Annotated in this window: 11 protein-coding genes; 7 read left to right on the top strand and 4 right to left on the bottom strand. The window is 71.3% G+C overall.

Translation table 11 applies throughout. The features are described 5' to 3' along the window. Positions 1-191: 191 nt before the first annotated feature. A complete protein-coding gene (locus tag DLJ53_RS04070) occupies positions 192-2,387 on the bottom strand; it encodes a GumC family protein (RefSeq protein ID WP_111342569.1) in 2,196 nt (731 codons plus the stop codon). Beyond that, positions 2,384-3,466 carry a glycosyltransferase family 2 protein gene (locus DLJ53_RS04065; protein ID WP_211100539.1) on the bottom strand — a complete coding sequence of 361 codons (1,083 nt, stop codon included), beginning with the start codon at positions 3,464-3,466 and terminating at the stop codon, positions 2,384-2,386. The genes DLJ53_RS04070 and DLJ53_RS04065 overlap by 4 nt, the downstream gene beginning before the upstream one ends. A gap of 233 nt (positions 3,467-3,699) precedes the next feature. Between DLJ53_RS04065 and DLJ53_RS04060 the strand changes: the two genes are divergently transcribed. Genes DLJ53_RS04060 through DLJ53_RS04050 form a run of 3 tightly spaced genes read left to right on the top strand, consistent with a single transcriptional unit; the run spans position 3,700 to position 7,704 of the window. Then, positions 3,700-4,839 carry a glycosyltransferase family protein gene (locus tag DLJ53_RS04060; protein ID WP_111342565.1) on the top strand — a complete coding sequence of 380 codons (1,140 nt, stop codon included), beginning with the start codon at positions 3,700-3,702 and terminating at the stop codon, positions 4,837-4,839. Then, on the top strand, positions 4,836-6,776 hold the full coding sequence (locus DLJ53_RS36520) for a glycosyltransferase (RefSeq protein WP_342353577.1): 1,941 nt from the start codon (positions 4,836-4,838) through the stop codon (positions 6,774-6,776). The genes DLJ53_RS04060 and DLJ53_RS36520 overlap by 4 nt, the downstream gene beginning before the upstream one ends. Then, complete coding sequence (locus DLJ53_RS04050) at positions 6,769-7,704, top strand: glycosyltransferase family 2 protein (RefSeq protein WP_162408867.1); 936 nt, start codon at positions 6,769-6,771, stop codon at positions 7,702-7,704. The genes DLJ53_RS36520 and DLJ53_RS04050 overlap by 8 nt, the downstream gene beginning before the upstream one ends. A gap of 42 nt (positions 7,705-7,746) precedes the next feature. On the opposite strand, the gene DLJ53_RS04045 is transcribed toward DLJ53_RS04050, so the two are convergent. Then, on the bottom strand, positions 7,747-9,123 hold the full coding sequence (locus DLJ53_RS04045) for a calcium-binding protein (RefSeq protein ID WP_111342561.1): 1,377 nt from the start codon (positions 9,121-9,123) through the stop codon (positions 7,747-7,749). Between the two features lie 294 nt (positions 9,124-9,417). Between DLJ53_RS04045 and DLJ53_RS04040 the strand changes: the two genes are divergently transcribed. After that, complete coding sequence (locus DLJ53_RS04040; protein ID WP_111344063.1) at positions 9,418-11,721, top strand: mechanosensitive ion channel family protein; 2,304 nt, start codon at positions 9,418-9,420, stop codon at positions 11,719-11,721. 197 nt (positions 11,722-11,918) lie between these two features. On the opposite strand, the gene DLJ53_RS04035 is transcribed toward DLJ53_RS04040, so the two are convergent. Next, positions 11,919-12,812 (bottom strand): LysR substrate-binding domain-containing protein, encoded by an 894-nt coding sequence (locus DLJ53_RS04035; protein ID WP_111342559.1) that lies wholly within the window; start codon positions 12,810-12,812, stop codon positions 11,919-11,921. Between the two features lie 166 nt (positions 12,813-12,978). On the opposite strand from DLJ53_RS04035, the gene phnA reads away from it, so the two are divergent. Genes phnA through DLJ53_RS04020 form a run of 3 tightly spaced genes read left to right on the top strand, consistent with a single transcriptional unit; the run spans position 12,979 to position 17,068 of the window. Next, positions 12,979-14,244 (top strand): phosphonoacetate hydrolase, encoded by a 1,266-nt coding sequence (gene phnA / locus DLJ53_RS04030; RefSeq protein WP_111342557.1) that lies wholly within the window; start codon positions 12,979-12,981, stop codon positions 14,242-14,244. After that, positions 14,241-15,512: an alkaline phosphatase family protein gene (locus DLJ53_RS36340; RefSeq protein WP_111342555.1), complete on the top strand. Its 1,272-nt coding sequence runs from the start codon at positions 14,241-14,243 to the stop codon at positions 15,510-15,512. Before phnA ends, DLJ53_RS36340 begins: the two co-directional genes overlap by 4 nt. Beyond that, on the top strand, positions 15,509-17,068 hold the full coding sequence (locus DLJ53_RS04020) for an ABC transporter substrate-binding protein (RefSeq protein WP_202912990.1): 1,560 nt from the start codon (positions 15,509-15,511) through the stop codon (positions 17,066-17,068). Before DLJ53_RS36340 ends, DLJ53_RS04020 begins: the two co-directional genes overlap by 4 nt. The last annotated feature ends 2 nt before the right edge of the window (positions 17,069-17,070 follow it).

Raw genomic sequence — 17,070 nt, 5'->3', positions numbered from 1 at the left:
GGGCAAGATTTTTATCCTGTGGGATCAAAAATCAAATAAGCGAACTCGCGAGTTCGCTTCTGCAACCGGCATACCCTTCAGTCTCATCCGCCCCCGAACGCGCGCCGGCCGGCGCGTCGCACACGCCGGCCGGCTGACCTCCGTCGCCTCTCTGGAACGGCGCAGCGCCCGGTACCGGGCGCCACAGCCGATCAGCTCTCGACCAGGACCGCACCGCAGAGCTTCTCGTCCCAGTCCGGCGTCATCGCCAGCGCCTGGACCTCGCGGTCGCTCGCACGGCCCGTGCGATGCACGAGGATGGCCGTCTGCGCATACTCGGCGAAGGCCCGCGCACAGGCCCCCTCGCTGGCGGCCGGCAGGTCGAGGACGATGTACTGCGCCTGCTGGCTCACGGCGGCGATGACCTCCGCCATCCGCTCGCTGCCGGCGAACATCGCCGTCTCGCCGGGATCGCGTGAATCGGCCGGCCCGCCCGGCAGGTGCGCCAGCGCCAGTGCGGGCGCGACGGTCAGCTCGCCGAAGCTCGGCACCGCGTCCCCGTCGAGGATATCGACGAGGTTGTGCCCGTGCTGCGGACGCCGGATGTTCTGCGCGACGTCGAGGAGCAGGCAGGAGATGCCGTGCTCGGCCAGCATCTCGGCGAACTCGTAGGCGAGCCGCTCGCGCTCCTCCCCCGGCCGCGCCGAGATGAAGGCGACGGTCCGCAGTCCCGACCGGCGCGTGTGCCCGTCCACCGCGACCTTCATGGAGCGCAGGCCGTTCATCAGCGCGCGGTCGCGGCGCGGCCCGGTGAGCGGGAGGCGCCAGCCGGCGAGGCGCTTGCGGCGCACCGACGCCAGCACCGGCAGCCCGAGCGCGCGGCGCACGTCGCCGCTGGTCTTCAGCGCGCTGCGCGTCAGCTCCCGCACGAGACCGATCAGCGCCCCCAGGAAGCCGCCCAGGACGATGCCGATGGCGGCGTACTTCGCCTTCTGCGGGCTGCTCGCCCCGCTCGGCATGTCCGGCGCGGTGAGGACGCGCGCGTCGACGATCGGCAGCGAGAGCTGGTTCACCGTGCGCTCGAGCCGCGTCAGCGCCGACTGGTAGAGCGTCTTGTAGCTCTCGGCCGTCTCCTGCAGCTGCATCAGCTCATACTGCGCGCCGGTGTCGGCGGAGGCGTTCTTCGTGGCGCTGTCGAGGCCCTCGCGCAGCGCGGCGACGCGGCGCGTCTGGACGTCGGCGTTGTTCTCGGCCTGCGTCGCGCGGCGCTTCACCTCGTCGAACAGCAGCCCCTCGAGGGACTGAAGCCGCTGGTCGATGGCGACCACCTCGGCATGCTCGGCGCCAAAGCGCTCGGCGACGCGGCTGCGCTCGCGGCTGAGCGACAGGAACTCGGAGCGGAGCTGCTCGATCGCCTCGTCGGGCGCCGAGCTCGGCAGCGAGGCGAGGTTGGCGAGCGCCGCCTCCGGCCCCGCGGCGACCGCGTCGCGCCCGTGCGCCGCCACGGCGCGGGCGGCAGACGCCTCCGCCTCGGCGAGGATGAGCTGGCTCATCAGCTCGGACACCTCCTGCTCGGAGAGGAGGCGGGTGCCGACGCTCACCAGACCGTTGTCGATCCGGTACTGCTCCAGCTCGCGCCCGGCGTCGGTCGCGGCCTGGCGGAGATCGTCGGTCCGCTGCCGCAGCCAGGCGACCGCGCTGTCGAGCGCCGCCGCGTCGCCGGCGCGCCCGAACTCGAGGTAGGAATCGACGAAGCCCTTGGCGATCTCCTGCGCGAGCTCGGGCGACGTCGCCTCGACCGACAGGCCCAGCACATAGCTGCGCCCCATCCGCTCGGCGGTCAGCATACCGCGCAACCTCAGCGCCAGCTTCTCCTTCATGGCGGCGAGCTGGTCGGCCTCCGCCTGCGCGGCCACCGGAGCGTCGGGGTCCCCGCCGGCGAAGCTCTTCACGAGGCCGCCGAGGCCGTTCTTCACCGCGCCGATGGTCGCCGCCACCGGCGAGGCGGTGGTGTCGAGGATGTCGGGCCGGTCGACGAGGTGCAGGTTGTCGACCACCCGCAGCGCCAGCTCCTGGCTCTTCAGGATCTCGAGCTCGCTCTGGACGATGCCGTCGCGCAGCGCCTCGGTCTGCTGCTCGGAGATCAGCTCCACCAGCGCCGCGCGGTCCTGGTCGAGCAGCACCGTCGCGAAGGAGGTGAACTTCGGCTGGAGCGAGAAGGCGTAGGCGATCGCGAGGCCCGCGAACACGATGACGCACAGGACGACGACCCAGGCCTGGCGGAAGCAGGCCCGCAGCAGTTCGCGCAGGTCGATGTAGTCCTCGGCCTGGCCGGTGCCCTGCTGGTTGTAGGACGGGTCGACCCCGCGGCGGTCGGCGAAGCGCAGGCTCGATGGCAGCTCGTTCATTGCGTTCCTCCTGCGAGGCGGACGTCGCCCCGCGCGGTCCGAGGGGCGGCAGGGACGGGATCGGGCGCCGGGATGTCGAAGAGGGTGGTCGGGCGCGTGTCTGCGGCGTCCGGGGCGGACCTCAGCGCCGCCAGCTTGTCGCGGGCGATCCCGGCGACGACCGGCGACCAGGAGCGGGGACGCATCGCGAGCCACGCGGCCGCGGCGGCGACGCCCTTGTCGGACTTGTCGGCGAGGACGCGGCGGAGGGCGTAACGCCCCGCCACGCTGCGGCGGTGGAGGGCGAGCGCGTCGGCCTCGGCACGGGTCAGCGGCCGCATCCGCTCGAGGCGATCGTGGCAGGCGAGAAACGCCTCGAGGTCGGTCACGCGGTGCCGCGCGCTCAGCGAGTCGGGGCGCTCCACCGCGATGTAGCCCGGCGCGGCGCACAGGACGAACCGCGCGTCGCAGAGCAGCGCGCGGGCATAGAGCTCGAAGTCCTCGCCGAGCCGCATGGCCTCGTTGTAGCGGATCGCGTGCCGGTCGAGGAAATCGCGCCGCATCAGCGGGTGGATGAAACCCATCTCGCGGCGCCGGTGGCCCTGCCTCGGGACGTTGCCGCGCGCGAAGGTCGCAAGGTCGAGTCCGGTCAGGACGGGACGCGGCGGGCTCGCGCCGTAGCGCGCCGCCGCCTCCTCCGCCGCCACCTCGCTGGACACGAAGACCATGTTGTCGCCGATGAGATCCCAGTGCGGCATGGCGAGGAGCCGGCGGAAGCGACCGCGGATGATGCGATCGTCGGAATCGAGGATCGCCACGATCGGCGCGCCGGACCGCTCCAGCGCGACGTTGCGGGCGCGGGCCGGGCCGCCGTTCTCCGCCAGCCGGTGGATCGCGAGGCGACCGGTCCCGTCGTCCGCTGCGGCAGCGGCCTCTGACGTCGGATCCTGCGAGGCGTCGTCGACGACGACCACCTCGCTCACCTCGGGCTCGGCGAGGGCGGAGGCGACGGCGGCGCCGATGGTGGCGGCCGCATTGTAGGCGGGGACGATCACCGCCACGCTCTCACGGGCCGTCACCGGCCCCGATTGGTCTGCCACAGTGCCTCCTCGGTGCCGAAGCGGAGCCCGGTGCCGACGGGCGATCCGGCCGCTCCGGTGTCGCCTGGGGGGCGGGTGCGCCGGGGCGACGAAGGCCCGGCTGCGCGCGGCAAGCCCCAGGATTGATCCAGCCGCCATTGGCGCGGCCCGGGGGGTTCGGCTCAATAACAAATGATGGAGACGCCTCGGGGCATGCGCCGTAGCGCTGAAGAGAACCGAACGAGGACGTTGCCTTGCGTATAGGCTATTTTGTTCACGACCTCGGGGACGCGGCCGTCGCCCGCCGCGTGATCATGCTCCAGCGTGGCGGCGCCGATGTGGCCCTCGCGGGCTTCCACCGCACGCCGACCCCACCCGCTGAGGTGGCGGGCATCGCCCCGATCTCACTCGGCCGAACCGCCGACGGCAGGCTGGCCGCACGCGCCCTCAGCGTGTTGCGGAGCAGGTATGCACACGCAGAAATTTCAAAGGCGCTCGGCCCGGTCGACGCGCTGATGGCGCGCAACCTGGAATCGCTCGCCGTCGCCTCGGCCGTCCGCCGCCACCTCGGCGACGTGCCGCTGACCTACGAGCTGCTCGACATCCACCGCCTCCTCCTGGGGCGGAAGGGACAGGTGCTGCGCACCGTCGAGGGGCGGCTCGGCGCGGACGTGTCGCGCGTCATCGTCAGCTCGCCGGCCTTCGTGGATGCCTACCTCGACCCGCTCTCGCGCCTCGACTGTCCGGTGAGCCTCGTCGAGAACAAGCTCATCGACGCGCCGCGCACCGTGATGCCGCGGCCGGCGGGTCCGCCCTGGCGCATCGGCCTCTTCGGCGCCCTGCGCGACGAGCAGTCCATCGAGATCCTCGCCGATGCCGCGGCCTCCGGAGAGGGCGCCCTCGAGATCGAGGTCCACGGCAAGCCGTCGCCGGCGGTGTTCGCGGACTTCGGCGCCACCGTCGCCGCGCGCCCGCGCATCGCATTCGGCGGCGCCTACACCATGGCGGACCTCCCCCGCCTCTACGGCAACGTCCACTTCATCTGGTGCATCGACTACTACGAGGCGGGCGCCAACTCCGAGTGGCTGCTCCCCAACCGTCTCTACGAGGGTGGTGCGCACGGTGCGGTCCCGATCGCCCGCGAAGGCACCGCGACGGCCGCGCGCCTGACGGAGCTCGGCATCGGCCATGTCCTCCGGGGCGATCCGTCCGCCGCGCTCGCCGATTTCGTCGCCGGCATGACCCCCGAACGCTACGCCGCGTTGGCCGCGGCGGTGGCGCGGGTCGACCGGTCCGCCTTCGTGGCGGACGAGGCCGAGTGCCGGCGTCTCGTCGACCTCATCTCCGGACGCGAGAAGGCCGGCCAGTCCCCAGCCCGTGCGGAGGCAGCATGACCGGAGCGCTCATCGTCATCCCGTGCCTCAACGAGGAGGCGCACCTTCCCGGCCTCCTCGACCAGATCCGCGCCGACATCGGCCCGTCGGACCTCGTCGTGGTGGCGGACGGCGGCAGCACCGACGCCTCGCGCGCCATCGTGATGGACCGCGCCAAGGTCGACCCGCGGGTGAAGCTGATGGAGAACCCGGCGCGCATCCAGAGCGCGGGCGTCAACGCGGCGGTGCGCTTGTTCGGCGCGGGGCGGGAGCATTTCATCCGCGTCGATGCGCACTGCATCTACCCGCCCCGCTTCTGCTCCGAGCTTCTCGCCGAGATCGCCCGGGTGGGATCGGATTCGGTTGTGGTCTCGATGCGCACCGAGGGGTTCGGCTGCATGCAGCGCGCGGTCGCGGCGGCGCAGAATTCGCGCCTCGGCTCGGGCAACTCGGCCCACCGCGTCGGCGCCGGGCCCGGCTACGTCGACCACGGCCACCACGCGGCGATGCGGATCGACAGCTTCCTCGCGCTGGGCGGCTACGACGAGAGCTTCTCGCACAACGAGGACGCCGAGTTCGACTACCGCCTCACCCATGCGGGCGGGCGCATCTGGCTCGCCGGCGTCGAGCCGCCGGTCTACCTGCCGCGCCGGACGCTGCCGAAGCTGTTCCGGCAGTACCTCAGCTACGGTCGCGGCCGTGCCTCCACCGTGGTCAAGCACGACATGCGGCTGAAGCTGCGCCAGGTGGCGTCGATCATGATCGCGCCGTCCGCCGCGGGGCTCCTCGTTTCACCTGCGATTGCAACGGTCTACTGGCCGCTCGCGGTTCTCGCCGCCGTCCCCGGCCTGCTCTGGGCCGCCGCCTCGATCGGAGGTGGCATCGCCCTTGCAGCCCAAAAGCGGGACACCTGCGTTCTATGCTCGGGGTTCGCCGCGATGACGATGCATCTGTCCTGGTCGCTCGGCTTCATCAGCCGGTTCCTGACAGCCAGGAAACCGACCCAGACCCGACTCGCCTGGCAGGTGCCCGCCGAGCTCGACACCTCGGTCGACATCTGCGTCTGCACCTTCCGGCGCGGCTCCATCGCCGACACGCTGCGCTCGCTGGCCGCCCTGCGCCTGCCGGACGGCATGACGGTGCGCGTCATCGTCGCCGACAACGACGAGACCGACGAGGCGCGCGGACGGATCGAGGCGCTCGGCCGCGAGAACGGCCTCGACGTCCTGTACGTCCACGCGCCCGCGCGCAACATCTCCACGGCGCGCAATGCCGCGCTCGACACGGCGGTCGCGCCTTGGATCGCGATCCTCGACGACGACGAGGTGGCGAGCCCCGACTGGCTGGCGAACCTCCTCGAGGTGCAGCGCACCACCCGGGCCGACGTCGTCCTCGGCCCGGCCATCGCGCGCTACGCGCCGGACGTGCCGCGCTGGATCCGCGCGGGCGACTTCCATTCGGCCCACCCGGTCGTCGCAGGCGGCGCGATCCGGACCGGCTATACGTCCAACGTCCTCTTCGCCCGCACCTCGCCGGCGCTGGAGGGGCGGCGCTTCGACGTGGCGCTCGGCCGCTCCGGCGGCGAGGACACCGCCTTCTTCCACGACGCGTTCAACGCCGGCGCCCGCATCGCCTCGGCCCCGGCCGCGGCGGTGTTCGAGGACGTCACCGGCCCGCGCGCGACTGTGAACTGGCTGGTGCGCCGCCGCTTCAGGGCCGGGCAGAGCCACGGGCTGCTGCTTGAGACGCGCGGCCTCAGCCGGGCCGGGCGGCTCAAGCAGATCGTCATCGCCAGCGGCAAGGCCTCGGTCTGCGCCGCTGCGGCGGTGGCGTGCTTCTGGTCTACCCGCCGTTTGGCGTTCTGGAGCCTCCGTGCGGCCATGCATGCGGGCGTGGTCTCGCGACTCTTCGGGATGCGCAAGCTCGCAATCTATGGAGGAGACGAAGCCATTGCCTGACGTATCGGTGATCATAGCGGCGTACTGCGCCGAGGACTCCATCGCGACGTCCATCGCCAGCGCGCTCGCGCAGGACGTGGACCTCGAAGTCATCGTCGTCGACGACGCCTCCCCCGACGGCACCGCGGAGGCCGCCGAGGCGGTGGACGACCCGAGGGTCCGGGTTCTGCGGCTCGAGGACAATGGCGGCCCCGGCGTCGCGCGCAATTCCGGCTTCGCGGCGGCGACGGGCACGTTCATCGCGGTGCTCGACGCGGACGACGCCTTCCGTCCCGGCCGCCTCGCCCGCTGCCTCGCCCGGGGCGAGGACGCCGACATCATCATCGACAGCATCACCATCGAGGAGACGGGCCGGCCGGCGCGCACGCTGGACGTCGCCGAGGCGGCGGGCGGGCCGACGCTCGACCTCACCGACTACGTGCGCCTCAACAGCCCGATGGCGCGCAAGGACACGCTCGGCTACACCAAGCCCCTCTTCCGCCGCACCTTCCTCGAGGCGAACGGCCTCCACTACGACCCGCTCCTGCGGATCGGCGAGGACTATCTGCTGATGGCCGAGGCCCTCGCCTGCGGCGCCCGGTGCGCCGTCGTTCCCGACGCCGGCTACGTCTACCGCCGCCGGGCGGGATCCATCTCGGCACGGCTCGGCGTGAGACACATCGAGGCGATGCTGGCGGCCGACGTTTGCTTCGAGGCCCACCACACCCTGTGCGAGGAAGTGGTCGAAGCGATCGCCGCCCGCCGGTCCGCCCTCAGCGATGCGCTCGCGTTCGCCGAGGCGATCGAGCAGCTCAAGGCCCGCCGCCCCGTGTCCGCGGCGGTCGCCGTGATGCGGCGCCCGCGCTCGGCGATCCACTTCCGCTACCCGATCGGCGCCCGGCTGCACCGCCTCTTCCGCGGCGGGGCGCCCGAGGCTGCGGCGAGCTGACCGCCCCCACGCGCGGCGGCGGTCCGGCGTCGCGCGCGACCGTCAGGCGAACAGGATGTCGGAGTCCGGATTGAACAGGTCCGCCACGCCGACGACGAGGACGGTGCTGATCCCGAGATCGCCGAGGTCGGCGGTGATGAGGACATCGTCGCCCACCGTGGTGGTCACGACATCGTCCTCGGGCACGCCGATGAAGTTGATGCCGTCGAAGCCGATCTCGAAGTCCGCCACGACGTCGTTGCCGAACGGCCCCTCGAAGATGAACGAGTCGATGTCGTAGTCGCCGGCGCCGCCCGACGCGTTGCCCCAGAGGGTATCGTCGCCGAGGCCGCCGACGATGAAGTCCGCGCCGGTGCCCGAGTGGACCTGGTCGTCGCCGCGGTTGCCGAACACCTGGTCGGTATCGGCATCGCCGAGGACGGTGTCGTTGCCGGCGTCGCCGAACAGGAAGTCCACGCCGGCATCGCCTCGGATCAGGTCGTCGCCGCTGCCGCCGCGCACCGTATCGTCGTCGGCATTGCCGCGGATGGTGTCGTTGCCGGCGTCGCCGAGGAGGCTGTCGCCTTCGGTGCCGCCGTAGATCGAGTCGTTGCCGTCGCCGCCCTCGATCGTGTCGGCGTCGGCATCGCCCAGCAGGCTGTCGCCGCCGCCGCCGCCGAAGATCAGGTCGTTGCCGTTGCCGCCGTTGATCCGGTCGAAGGCGCCGTTGCCCTCGATGACGTCGTCGCCGTCGTCACCGAAGATGGTGTCGGAGCCGGCCCCGCCGCCGATCAGGTCGGACTCGGTGCCGCCGTTGATGCGGTCGTCGCCCTGGCTGCCGTAGAGCGTGTCCCGGCCCTGCCCGCCACGGATCGCGTCGTCGTCCTGACCGCCGTAGAGGAGGTCGTCGCCGTTGCCGCCGATCAGCGTGTCGTCGCCGCTGTGGCCGTAGAGGGTGTCGTCACCGTCGAGCGTCTTGTACTCGTCGTTGCCCTCGAACCCGCGGCCGATGTCGTCGAACGAGCCGAAGATGTAGAAGTCGTCGTACTGCGCGCCGACGAAGTTGTAGACGAGCGGGATCACCAGCAGGTTCTGGAACGTCACGTTCGGGTTGGCGGCGAGCTCGTTCTGCCGGTCCAGCGAATTGTCCAGCGGCGAGAAGGACCACCCGTTCTCCGGATTGTCCTTGTCGTAGGCGTTCCAGTGCGTGACGTGACCGGTGTACCGGCCGTTCTCGTCGAAGCCGAATCCGGTCCCGTGCACCTCCTGGACGATGGTCATCGACGGGTCGTAGGCGGCCTGAAATTCCAACGTCGCCAAATTCTTATTGACGACGGTGTAGCTCGACGACTGCAACGCCAAGCCTGCGACGAAGTTCGGACCGAAGAAATTGTTGCTGATTTTTACGGTGACCGTCTTCAGATCGAGTCCTGTCGACATGGGCACTCCCCAGATTGCAATATGTTGCACTTGTGGCCAGCCGATTTCAGACTGGATCACGCTCAGACGTCGCCAAGACCTGCCACACGACGCAGCGCGCCTGCATTACAATTTTTGTAGGACTCCGTTCGTCCACTGATTTCCGGGGACTTCGCCCGCGAACGTTTGCTTTCCCCGGATACAGGGATTCGTCCAATTCATCAGCGGTGTGGCACGCGCAGCATTGTTGTACTGGCGGCGATCAATCATGATCGCACCACGGACACAGATGTGCCGGAAGGGGACACGATCGCGATGTTGTCACGTCGAGCATGGAGCTGGGGTGGCCTCGCCCTCGCCTTCGCCTTGGTCCTCTCGTTCGCCGGCGGCGCTCTCGCGCAGCCGGACGGCGGGACCACCCCCTCCCCGACTCTCGACGAACTGGTGAAGGCGGCCCGCGACAGCGGGGCCACCATCCTGATCGACGGACGCACGCAACCGGCAGCCACGGCCGGCTCGCCGGGCACCGCGGCCTCCCCCAGCGCGGCGCTCGAGAGCGCGGTGGCCGTCCGCCACGGCCTCGCCCAGACGATCAGCCGGATCCCGGAGATCCCCGGCGCCATCGGCCATGCGGTGCTGACCGCCCGGGGCGACGGGTCGGCCGGCTGGCTCTGGCTCGCAATCCCCCTGACCCTGATCGCCCTCGCCGTCGGCTCCATCGTCGGATGGCTCGTCTGGCGCTGGGCCAGCCGCGTGCTCGCCTCGCTGGAAGCGCGGGCCGAAGCGGTCCCCGCGCCCCGCACCAGCTACGCGATGCTGCGGACACTGCTCGCGATGGCGGCGGCGGCCGCCTTCCTGCTCTCCGGCATCGCGGTGATCGTCGTCTTCGTGCCGACGCCCGGGCCGGCGCGCGCGACGGCGGCGATCATCCTCGTCGCGATCACCGCCTACCGGATCACCATCGCCCTGATGACGGCGGTGTTCATGCCGAGCCGGCCCACGATCAGGCTGCTGCCGGTCGACGACGCGACGGCCGCGAGGATGCTGCGGGCCTTCAAGGTGATGGCGGCGACCGGCTTCGCGTTCTTCGGCCTCGCGCTGTGGACCAACGAGATCGGCGTCGACGAGCGCTCCACCGACGCGCTCCAGATCCTCGCCTCGGCCGTGCCGATCACGCTTCTCTGCATCTGGCTGATCATCCACCGCCGGGTCATCACCGCGATGATCCGGGGGACATCGCCGCGCCCGAACACGTTCCGCAAGTTCCTCGGCTCGATCTGGGCGTTCATCGTTCTCGGCTACCTCGTGATCGCCGGCGCCGCGCACATCAGCCAGGTCGTCACGACCAACAATCCGCACGCCGGGCCGCTGCTGGCGCCCATCCTGGCGGCCATCGTCGGGCTATCGATCTACGGCGCGTGCGTCATCGTCCTGTCCCGCCGGTTCGCCGCGCTGGAGAACACGCTGCGCGCCACGATCAGGCCCGCCGATGCGCTCGCGGCCGCCGACGACGCGCCGCTGCCGCCCGCCCCGCCGGGCGAAGCGCCGCTCGCCGCCGCCCCGCCGAGCGGTCCGACGGAGGCAGAGGTCGAACCGCTCCTCGTATGGCAGGCGCGCTGGCACGCGCTCTTCCGGCGCCTCGCGGGGCTCGCCGCGATCGTGGTCGCGATCGTCGTGCTCGTGGTCTCGCTCGGTGTCCTGAAGCTCGACCACGATCTCACGCAGACCCTCGGCTACGTCGTCATCCTCTTCGCCGTATGGGGCGTCTACGATGCGATGCGCACGTGGATCGACGGCCGGATGCGGGACGAGATGCCGGCCGTCGGACACGGCGACAGCGAGGACGGAATGGGGCCGGGCTCATCACGCCTCGCGACGCTGCTGCCGCTGCTGCGCAACATCCTGATCGCCGCCATGTTCACGCTGATGCTGACGATCGCGCTCGCGGCGATGGGGGTGAACGTCGCGCCGCTCTTCGCGGGTGCCGGCGTCCTCGGCCTCGCCATCGGCTTCGGCGCGCAGACGCTCATCCGCGACGTCTTCTCCGGCGCGTTCTTCCTCGCCGACGACGCCTTCCGCAAGGGCGAGTTCATCGACGTCGGCGGCGTGATGGGGGCGGTCGAGAAGATCTCCATCCGCTCCTTCCAGCTCCGCCACCAGAACGGGCCCCTGCACACCATCCCCTTCGGCGAGATCAAGCAGCTCACCAACTATTCGCGAGACTGGGTGGTGATGAAGCTCCCCTTGCGCATCCCCTACGGCACCGACGTCGAGCGGGTCCGCAAGCTGATCAAGAAACTCGGCCAGGAGCTGCTGGAGGATCCCGAGTGCGGGCCGCTCTTCCTGGCGCCGCTGAAGTCGCAGGGCGTCATCGAGATGGAAGACTCGGCGATGATCATCCGCGTGAAGTTCATGACCAAGCCGGGCGACCAGTTCGTCGTGCGGCGCCACGTCTACACGCGGATCGGCGAGCTCTTCGACCGCGAGGGCATCCAGTTCGCGCACCGCTACGTCACGGTGCGGATCGACCCGCCCGACGCGCCGGCCGACCAGCAGCAGGCAGCGGCCGCCGCGGCCGAGCAGATCCTCAACCAGGAGGAAGAACAGCGCCGCGCCTGACCACGGACCGGAGCCGGGAGCCGGAGCCGGGGCCGGTCGGGACTGCCCCGCCCCGGCAAACCGATGCGCCGCAGGACGCCGGCACGGCCTGTCGTCCGCTTCGCGCCCTGGCAGGGTCTCGCCCCCCCGCTGCCCGCAGATAGCGCCCGTGTCCTCGACCTCGCCGTTCGTCGGGCGCAACGCGCCCCTCCTGCCGGCTACGGCGTGACGGGCACGGCGGCAGGGACCTTGTGCCACTCGCGCACCATGGTCCGTGCAAGCCCCTCGGCGGCCGAGCGGTTCGGCCCGTCCGGGGCGACGCCGATGGTATAGGCCGCGCCCGGCACGCGGACGGCCGGCAGCGGGTCGATGAGCGCCCCCTGCGCGAGCTGCGGCCCGAGCAGCTCCACCGGGGCGACGATCGCGCCGAGCCCTGCGAGCGCGGCCTCCATCGCCACGTAGAAGTGCGGGTAGACCCTGGCCGGCCTGACGGGCGGACCGCCGTACGCGCGCTGGCACCAGCGGGCGAGTTCGCCGGTGCGGGTGGCCGCGTCGACGAAGGGGAGCTGCCGCGTGTCGGCGACGTCCGCCAGCGCCGGCGGCACCAAGAGGCCGAGCGCCTCGACGAACAGCGGCCGGGGCGCGAGGCGTCCGGCGAGCGGCTCGCCCCGCCGCACCACGAGGTCGAACTCCAGCGCGTCCCAGTCCTCGGTCGTGTGCGTGGGGCGGACGCGGATGCCGGCCTCGCCGCCGTCCATCTCCAGCGCCGGGAGATGCGGGATCAGCCAGCGCATCGCGAAGGTCGCCGGGGCGACGACGGTCAGCACCTTCTGCCGCTCGGCGACGAGGATGGCGTCGAGCGCGTCCTCGATCTCCTCCAGCGCGCCGCCGACGGCGGCGGCCAGGCGCTCGCCGGCGGCATTGGCGATCATGCCGCGGCGCCGCTCGCGGAACATCGGCATGCCGATCCACTGTTCCAGATGCGCGAGTTGCTTGCTCACGGCACCATGCGTCACGGACAAGTCCTCCGCCGCCGCGGACACGCTCCCCGTCCGGACCACGCTTTCAAGTGCAATTAATGATTTGATCGGCGGAAGTCGTCGTTTTGTCATGTGAATTCATCTCACATCAAACGAATTTATTTCGATTGCACGGCGAGAGTGCTTGCGGTTACCCCATTCAGCGACGCGAAAGCGTTACATATCTTTGATAAACCTCCTTATACATCAAACACATGGCGGTTTGATAACGGGCGGTGCTTTCTCACTCGGAGGACCGATGGCTCCCGCACTGAACGGCGCACCCGACGTCGCCGTCGCCAACGGCCGCAGCTACGCCCTGCCGCGCCGCCCGACCGCGGTGATCTGCTACGACGGCTGCGACCCGGCCTATGTCGAAGCCGCCCGCGCCGCGGGTGTCGTGCCCCACCTCTCGGCCATGATGGACGGCGGCTTCGCCGCGACCGCCCTCGCCGCGATGCCGACGTTCACCAACCCCAACAACGTCTCCATCGTCACCGGCGCGCCGCCGGCGGTGCACGGCATATCGGGCAACTACTATTTCGACGCGGCGACTGGCCGCGAGGTCATGATGCTGGACGCCGAGGGGATGCGCGCCGGCACGATCCTCGCCGCGCTGGCCCGGAAGGGCGCGCGGGTCGCGGCCGTGACGGCGAAGGACAAGCTCCTCAAGGCGCTCGCCCGGGACCTCACCGGCATCGCCTTCTCCGCCGAGCGCGCCGACGCCGCCACCCTCGCCGAGAACGGCATCGACGACGCCACCCGCCTCGTCGGCCGCGCCGCGCCCGAGCCGTACGTCCCCGACCTCTCCCTCTTCGTGCTCGACGCCGGCGTGAGGCTGATCGGCGATGGGATGGTCGACATCGCCTACCTCTCCCTCTCGGACCTCATCCAGCACGCCCACGCCCCCGGCACGCCCGAGGCGAACGCCTTCATGGCCGCGGTGGACGAGCGCGTCGGCCGGCTGCTGGCAGCGGGCGCGGTCGTCGGCATCGTCGCCGACCACGGCATGAACGACATGACCGACGCCGCCGGCGCGCCCCGCGTCGCCTACATCGCCGACACGCTCGACGCGGCGTTCGGCGGCGGCGCCACGCGGGTGATCTGCCCCATCACCGACCCGTTCGTGCGCCATCACGGTGCGCTCGGCGGCTTCGTGCGCGTCCACGTGACGGACCCGGGCCTCGCCGCGGAGGACGTCCACCGGGCCGTCGCCGCCATCGAGGGCGTCGGCGAGGCGCTGACGGGGGCCGAGGCCGCCGCCCGCTTCGAGATGCCGCCTGAACGCGAGGGCGACGTCGTCGCGATCGGCGCGCACGGCTGGGCGCTCGGCGCGCACGCGGCGGACCACGACCTCTCCGCGCTCGCAGGCGCGCGGCTCCGCTCGCACGGCGGGCTCGCCGAGCAGACGGTGCCGTTCGTCCTCTCCCATCCCCTCAACGAGGCCTACCGGGAGGCGGCCGCGACCCGGACGCTGCGCAACTTCGACATCTTCGACTTCGCGCTCAACGGGACGGTCCAGTGACCCGCGCCTTCGTCGTCATCCTCGACGGACTTCGGCGGGACCTCGTCTCGCCGGAGACGACGCCCAACCTCACCCGCTTCGCCGCCGGCGCGACGACCTTCACCGCCCACCGCTCGGTCTTCCCGTCGGCGACGCGGGTGGTGTCGGCTGCCTTCTCGACCGGGTGCTACCCGGCGCGCAACGGCCTCCAGGGCAACACCGTCGCGCTGGTGAAGGACGGGGCGCTGACTCTCCACGACGTCGGCAGGCCGGACTTCTTCGCGGCCAAGCGGGCCCTCACCGGCTCCGCCCTCCACCGCCCCACGATGGCCGAGCGCCTCAAGGACCGGGGCGGCGTGGTCGTCTTCAACAACGTCTCGCCCGGCGCGGCCTACGCCCACGACCCGGACGGATACGGCACCGTCTACCACCGCGCCGGCTCGCACGCCCCCGGCCTCGCCCCGGTCGCGAAACCGCTCGACGTCACCCTCGGCATCGAGGGCGACAGGGCGATGGCCGAGCGCTTCGTCGCCGAGGCGGTCCACGGCGCCGCCGCGCTCTCGGTCCTCTGGCTTTCCGAGCCGGACACGACGCAGCACGCGACGCCGCTCGGTTCCCCGGAGCACCTCGCCGTGCTCGCGGAGGCGGACGCCATCGCCGGCTGCGTCCTCGCCGCCATCGACAGGCTGGACGAGGACACCCTCCTCGTCGTCGGCTCCGACCACGGGCACCAGACCGTCGGCGAGGTCGTCGACATCGACGCCTACCTCGTCGCCGCCGGGCTGAAGCGGGAGGGGGGCGCGGACGTCGTGGTCGCCCCCAACGGCACCGGCGCGCTCGTCTACGTCGCCCCGGAGGCGGCCGACCGCGTCAGCGCCATCGCCGACGCCATCGCCGCGGCGCCCTGGTCCGGCACCGTCCTCGCCGGCGACCAGCTCGCGGAGATCGGGCAGGCCCCCACGGGCGGTCTCGCCATCGCCGTGTCCATGGCGGCGAGCGATGCGCCCAACACCTACGGGGTCCCCGGCACCAGCGCCGCGGCGAGGCCCGCCGGCGGCAAGCCCGACCGGCTCGGCTGCGGCCAGCACGGCGGTCTCGGCCGCTACGAGCAGTCGCCGGTCCTCATGATCCGCGGGCGCGGCCACCGCCCCGGCATCCGCTCCGGCGAGCCGACCTCCATCGTCGACCTCGCCCCCACCATCCTCACCCATCTCGGCGTCCCCCACGAGGGCCTCGATGGGCGGGACCTCCTCGCCACTCTGGAACCCCACGGAGATCAACGGCCATGACGCACATGACGCAGACGCGCTTCCGTCTCGACCGCCGGCAGCTCATGCTCGGCACCGCGGCGGCGGCCCTCTTCGCCGCCGCCCCGGCGTTCGCCCAGTCCCCCGAGCCCGTCCACGGCGGCACGCTGCGCTACGCGACGCTGGGCCTCGACACCTCCGACCCGCACCGCCACACCGGCTCCATCGCCGTGCAGCAGCTCTACGCCGAGGCGCTGACCTCCATCGGCCCGGACGGCCGCGTCGAGCCCTTCCTCGCCGAGGGCTGGGACATCTCCGAGGACGGCAGGACCTACACCTTCCGCCTGCGTGACGGCGTCACCTTCCACAACGGCGACCCGCTCACCGCCGACGCCGTCGTCGCCAACATCCACCGTGTGAAGGAGAACGTGACGGGCGGCTGGCTCGCCTCCGCGATGAAGCTCGTCGAGAGCGTCGAGGCCGCGGACGAGGGCACGGTCGTCCTGACCATGACCGAGCCCTATGCGCCGCTCGTGAACCTGATGTCGGAGCTCTGGATCCTCTCCCCCGCCTCGCCGGGCTGGGACGCGACGATCCAGACCCCGATCGGCACCGGCCCGTTCACCTTCGGCGAGTGGCGCCCGCAGGTCTCCCTCACGGCCCCGGCGTTCGAGAACTACTGGCGCGGCGAGGGCATGCCGTACCTCGCGGCCGTCGAGGTCAACCTCCGCGAGGACATCGACAAGGGCAACGCCCTGCGCGCCGGCGACCTCGACATCGTCAACGTCGACCGTGACGTCGCCCGCCGCCTGTCGCAGGACCCGAACCTGCGCACGACGACGCTGAAGGACTCGACCTGGTACTTCGTCGCCTTCAACAACCGCAATCCGCGCCCGCCCTTCGACAACCCGAAGGTCCGCGAGGCGATCATGCATGCGATCGACAAGCGCGCCTTCATGCAGTTCCTGGCGCCGGAAACCGGCGTCGTCTCCAACCAGATGGTGATGCCCGGCCACGTCTATTACGACGAGGCGATCGCCGAGGCGGACAAGTACAAGGCCGCCGACCTCGACAAGGCGAAGGCGATGCTCGCCGATGCCGGCGTCGACCCGTCCGAGGTCACGATCGACCTCGTCTCCTGGCAGGAAAACTACCCGCAGGTCGTCGTCCAGATGCTGCGCCGGCTCGGCTTCAAGGTGGAGCACTCCGCGCTCGACGACCTCGGCGCGCAGAACCGCCTCGGCCAGTACGACTGGGACATGGACGTGATGGCCTCCGGCCCGCGCGCCGACATCTTCCTGCGCTTCGTGCGGCTGATGAGCGACGGTCCCAACCCGGTCCTGTGGGGCGGTATCCAGGACCCCGAGCTCGACGCCGTCATCAAGGCCGCCGTCGCCGAGACCGACGAGGCGAAGCGCAAGGCGCTCTACTCCGAGGCCTTCCAGCGCGTCCTCGACAACGACTACCTGATGGTGCTCGGCCACGCGCCGAACGCGATCGCCATGCGCCGGGCCGTGAAGGGCTACGAGCCGGGCTTCACGTGGTCGCCGAACTGGGCGTCCGGCGGCATCGCCCAGACCTTCCTCGCCGAGGACTGAGC

Source organism: Acuticoccus sediminis (assembly GCF_003258595.1).
In the GTDB taxonomy this organism is placed as follows: domain Bacteria; phylum Pseudomonadota; class Alphaproteobacteria; order Rhizobiales; family Amorphaceae; genus Acuticoccus; species Acuticoccus sediminis.
This window is presented reverse-complemented; position numbering and strand designations above follow the sequence as displayed.